4 protein-coding genes and 1 pseudogene are annotated in these 5,096 nt (G+C 76.7%); 2 read left to right on the plus strand and 3 right to left on the minus strand.

Annotated features, from left to right (window positions below; genetic code table 11):
• Positions 1 to 67: 67 nt before the first annotated feature.
• The 3 genes from E1300_RS47545 to E1300_RS47555 are packed head-to-tail and all read right to left on the minus strand — an operon-like array spanning position 68 to position 2,908.
• Complete coding sequence (locus tag E1300_RS47545; RefSeq protein WP_242619868.1) at positions 68 to 1,390, minus strand: salicylate synthase; 1,323 nt, start codon at positions 1,388 to 1,390, stop codon at positions 68 to 70.
• Positions 1,387 to 1,629, minus strand: a complete 243-nt coding sequence (locus tag E1300_RS47550) for an acyl carrier protein (RefSeq protein WP_131763839.1) — start codon at positions 1,627 to 1,629, stop codon at positions 1,387 to 1,389. Before E1300_RS47550 ends, E1300_RS47545 begins: the two co-directional genes overlap by 4 nt.
• A gap of 25 nt (positions 1,630 to 1,654) precedes the next feature.
• Complete coding sequence (locus E1300_RS47555) at positions 1,655 to 2,908, minus strand: acyltransferase family protein (protein ID WP_165503326.1); 1,254 nt, start codon at positions 2,906 to 2,908, stop codon at positions 1,655 to 1,657.
• Between the two features lie 165 nt (positions 2,909 to 3,073).
• On the opposite strand from E1300_RS47555, the gene E1300_RS47560 reads away from it, so the two are divergent.
• A complete protein-coding gene (locus E1300_RS47560) occupies positions 3,074 to 3,943 on the plus strand; it encodes a polyprenyl synthetase family protein (protein ID WP_131763841.1) in 870 nt (289 codons plus the stop codon).
• Positions 3,940 to 5,096 (plus strand): annotated as a pseudogene (locus E1300_RS47565) (prenyltransferase/squalene oxidase repeat-containing protein); the annotation flags it as partial. The gene E1300_RS47560 and the pseudogene E1300_RS47565, both read left to right, overlap by 4 nt.

Consider the following 5,096-nt stretch of genomic DNA (forward strand, 5'->3'; position numbering starts at 1 on the left):
CACCCGGGCGGCGGCGTGTGCCGGGCGACCGGCCGGGGACCGCGGCGCGGCCGGTCGCCGGGAGCGGTCAGGACTGCGCGACGACGTGCGGGGCGATGCAGGACAGCTTCTCGCACGTCTCCTCGTACTCGCGGTCCGGCGTGGAACCGCTGACGATGCCCGCGCCCGCGCGCAGCCAGGCGCGGCCGTCCTGGGCGTAGAGCGCGCGCAGGACGAGCGCGGAGTCGAGGGTGCCGTCGTGCGACGCCACGACGACCGCGCCCGCGTACAGCCCGCGGGGCTCCTCCAGCCGGCCGATCGCCTCGACCGCCTCCGCCTTCGGGATGCCCGACGCGGTCACGCCGGGGAACACCGCGTCCAGCGCGTCCCAGCACGAGCGGCCGGGCGACAGCACGCCCTCCACGGTCGAGCCGAGGTGCTGGACGCTGCCGCGCTCCTTCACGGTCATGAAACCGGTGACCTGCACGGAGCCGGGCTCGCAGACGCCGTACAGCTCGTCCTGCGAGGTGCGGACCGACAGGGCGTGCTCGAAGACCTCCTTCGGATCGGTCTCCAGCTCCCGCCGCCTGCGCGCGTCGGCGTCCTCCCCGTGGCCGAACGCGCGGGTCCCCGCCAGCGGCTGCGTCATGACGCGGCCGCCGCCGTCCACGCACGCGAGGACCTCCGGGCTGAACCCCGTCGCCCGCAGGTCGCCGAGGTCGAGCAGGAACGAGCGCGCCGGGGTGTTGGCCCGCCGCCCGCGCACGTAGGTGGAGATGACGTCGACCGTGAACGGGACGTCCAGCCGCCGGGACACGATCACCTTCTGGTAGCGGCCCTCGCCGATCTCCGCCACGGCCCGCGCGACCCGCGACCGGTACCGCTCGCCGCCCACCCGGACGTCCACCGGCGACGGCAGCCCGATCTCCGGCAGGGCGGCGTCCGCGAGGAGCTTGGCGAGCTGCGCGGTCTCCACGGGATCGACGCCGGTGACGCGGGCCCGGCCGTCCTCGATCACGACCTCGGCGCGCGGGACGATCAGGTGCCCGAGCCGCCCGGCCGGGCGCGCCGCGGCGAGCTCGAAGGCGACCCAGCCGTACGCCGTCCACGCCGGGAGCGGTGCGGCGCCGAACGCCGCGCGCAGGGCGTCCGCGGGGCGCCCCGACCACGGCCGGACGGACGGCGCGCACCCCGGCCAGCGGGCGCTGACCGTGCCGGGTTCGAGCACCACCTCGCCGAGCACGCCGCCCGCGAACGTGAACGAGCCGGGCCGCTCGTACACGACGTAGTCGTCGAACAGGCCCGAGCCCGCGAGCCGGGCCATCAGCGTCAGGGCGGCGGCGGGGTCGACCGCCAGTTCCCCGGTGCCCGGAGCGGACGGCGGCGCCGACGGCTCCTCGCGCGCGGTCACGCCCGTCCCGCGCTTCGCGCCGAGACCAGCCGTGCCAGCTCCTCCATGGTCGTGGACGTGTTGAGCTCCAGCTCGTCCAGCCAGACGCCGGTCTCCCGCTCGATGCGGAGCCGTAACCGGACCAGCATGAGCGAGTCGAGGCCGAGGTCTTCCAGGGTGTCCTGAGGGCACAGGTCCGCCGGGGCCATCCCGGCGTCCTCCGCGACCAAGGACGGCAGGACTCGTGACGTGTCGTTCATCGGCAGAAGCTCCTCGTCTGGTTCGTCAGGACGGTTCCTCCGCCGCGGCCGGTGCCGCGGCGAGTCGTGGCCCGGGTTCCGGTACCGCCCGCGCCGGAGCGGGCCGGGCCGGCGGGGTCGTCCGGGACGCGGGGGCGGGGCGCCGCGGCCGGGACCAGCGGCGCATGATCGGCTCCTCGTAGCACCGGTGCACCAGCAGCGCCGCCGCCTGCGCGAGCAGGACGAGCCCGGCGCCGATGGGCGCCGCCGTCCACGGCGGGAGGGCGCGGCCGGGGCCGATCAGGTGGAGGCAGAGGCCGAGGAGCGGGAAGTGGGTGATGTAGAGCGAGTACGAGGCGTCGCCCAGCGCGACGGGCGCGGGCCGGGCGAGCAGGCCGTGGCGGCCCCGGGCGTCACCGCCGGCCAGGTCCGCGATGATCAGCGCGGCGGGCGGCGCCCAGGCCGCCGCCAGGCCGTACTGCGGGGGCAGGACGAGCGTCGCGGCCATCGCGATGACCGGTGTGGCGGCCGTGAGGGCGCGGGGCACGCGCGGCCAGGCCCCCGCCAGGACGAGCCGCGCGGTGACCGCGCCGAGCGCGAACTCGGCCAGCCGGACCGGCGGCAGGAGGTAGCAGAACCACAGGGCCGTCTCGTTCAGCGCCAGCCCCGGGACGAGGTGCGGGCCGCCGAACGGCAGCGAGGCCAGCGGCAGGGCGAGGACGGCGGCGGCCAGCGCCGCCCACGCGCGCGGGAGCCGGGCGGCGGGCGTCCGCCGGACGGCGGCGACGAGCGCGGGGAAGAGCGCGTAGAAGAACGCCTCGCAGGAGATCGACCAGTCCGGGACGTTGAACGCCATCACACCGGTGCCGGGCGCCCAGTTCTGCACGAGCAGCAGGTGGGCCGCCGCGACGGCGGTGGCGTGGCGGTCGGGGGCCCCGCCCGCGGCCGGGACGGCCGCGAGGCCGCAGCAGGCCACCGCGACGGCCCAGGCCAGCGCGTGCGCGGGGAAGATCTTCCAGAAGCGGCGGCGCCAGAACGCCCGGGCCCGGTCGCCCGGCCGGTGGGACCAGGTCAGGACGAAGCCGGACAGGACGAAGAAGGCGCTGACGGCCGCGGGACCGAGTACCATCGCCCACTGCGCGTCGGCCCGCGCGGCCGCGCTCCCGTAGGCGGGCCGCAGCACCGTCGCGACATGGCAGAGCACCACGGCCAGCGCGAGGACGGCCCGGAGGCCGGTGAGCGACGGAAGGCGCGCGGGCCGTGCTCCCGCGCCCGCCACCGCCCCCGCATGGTCGATCACGCCGATCACCTACCCGGCCTGTGCGCAGAGTAGTCATTTGTAACGCTACGTAATGAGAATGTTCGGATGCCGCCCCTCCCTGGACACCGGGCACATCCGATCGATTACTGTCTGCATTGAGATGTAGCAATGCGTAGTGGCTCGTAACGGCCGGAAGGGGAAGCGGTGCTGACATCGGCTACGAAACTCACCGGCGGCGGCGCGGACGGGAGCCTCGCCGTCGAAGGCATCGACGTCGAAGGCCATGACGCCGAAGGCATCGACGTCCTGGGGGAGGCGCGGGCGCTGGTCGTCCCCGCCTTGACGGCGGCCCTGCGCGGCCTCCCGGACGGGATCGGCCATGTCGTCGAGTACCACCTCGGCACGTCACCCCGGGACGGCGCGCCGGCCGGCGGTTACGGAGGCACGGCGTTGCGTCCGGCCCTCGTCCTGCTGGCCTGCGAGGCCCTGGGCGGTGATCCGGCCCGGGCGGTGCCGGCGGCCGTGGCGGTCGAGCTCGTCCACAACGCGTCGCTGATCCACGACGACGTCATCGACGCTGGCCGGACCCGCCGCGGGCGGCCGGCCGCGTGGACGGTCTACGGCGCCTCCACCGCGGTCCTCGCCGGGGACGCGCTGTTCTTCCTCGCCTTGCAGATCCTCGCCGAGACCCCGTGGCTCGCCGACGCCGGAGTCGGGATCGTGACGACCGAGGTGCGGCGGCTCGTCGAGGGCGAGCACGCCCGCGTCCTGTCGCGGCCACGGGACACGGCCCCGACGCCGGACACGGTCCCGACGCCGGACACGGCCGCGCTCCGGACCGGCTCGCTCTTCGCGGGCTCCTGCGAGCTCGGCGCCGTCGCCGCGGCCGGAACGGCGGAGCAGGTGGCCGCGCTGCGCGCCTTCGGCACCCACCTGGCCGCGGCGCTCCGGCAGGCTGACCGGCACCTCGACCAGGCCCTGGCCGCACTGGACGCCGTCGCGGTCACCACGTCCGCCGCCGCGCGCCTCACGGCCCTCGCCCGGCTGGTCAGCGGGAACGGTGTCCGCCCATGACCGCCCCGCCGAACACGCCCCGCCCCGCCTCCGCCCCCGTCCACGCGCCCGCGCGCAGGCCCGCCTACCTCGCGCGATCCGACACCGGATCCGCGTCCGCGCTCCTGTCCGTGTCGCCGTCGAAGGACGAGTTCCAGCATGCGGGACGCGTCGCGAAGGCGCTGGACCGCGCGGTGGCGGCGCTGCTGGCCCGGCAGGACGCCGACGGGCACTGGGAGAGCGGGCTCGACAACGAGGTCGGCGTCGACGCGAGCCATCTGCTGGCGCACACCGTCCTCGGGCTCCCGCAGCCGCCGCAGGGCCCGGCCATCCGGGCGTGGATCCGCGCGCAGCAGGGCGGCGAGGGCGCGTGGCCGTCGTTCGCCGGCGGGCCGGACGACCCGTCCGCCACGGTGATGGCCTATCTCGCGCTGCGCGCCGGGGGCGAGGACCCGGCCGCACCGCACATGCGGATCGCCGCGCGGCGGATCCGCGCGTGGGGCGGCCTGCGCGCGTGCCGCCCGTCCACGCGGCTGTGGGCGGTGCTGCTCGGTGTCCGGCCGTGGAGCGACGTGAAGGCGCTGCCGCCGGAGGCCGTCCTCCTCGGGAGCGGCCCGGTCGCCCTCGACGACTTCGCGGACTGGGCGCGCCCCGTGGTCGTCGCGCTCTCCGTCATCACGGCGCTGCGGCCGGTCCGCCGGAACGCGCCCGACCTGAGCGAGATCTTCGGGGACGCGCCGCGCGCCCGTCCCTGGCACACGTTCGCGGCGACGCGCGCCTACACCGCGCTGGTTCCCGGCGAGGCGCGTGCCCGCGCGCTCAAGCGTGCCCGCGCCTGGCTGCTGGAGCGGCAGGCCGACGACGGCTGCTGGAATGGCACGCACCCGGCGACCGTCCACGCCGCGATCGCCCTGCGCCTCCTGGACGGGCCGGGCGACCGGGAGGCGGTGCGGCGCGCCGTGGCCGGGCTCGGCTCGTTCGTCCGCCCGCGCGGCGACAAGTACAGCCGCGTACAGTTCTCGCGCGCTCCCGTCCGGGACACGGCCGGCACCGTGCTGGCGCTGCGGGCCGCGGGCGTCGCGGACGGGCATCCGGCCATGCGAAGCGCCCGGGCCTGGCTGCTCGGCGCGCAGGCGGAGGCGCCCGGCGACTGGGCGGTCCACCGCCCCGCCCT

Source organism: Actinomadura fibrosa, from assembly GCF_900659615.1.
Lineage (GTDB): Bacteria > Actinomycetota > Actinomycetes > Streptosporangiales > Streptosporangiaceae > Spirillospora > Spirillospora fibrosa.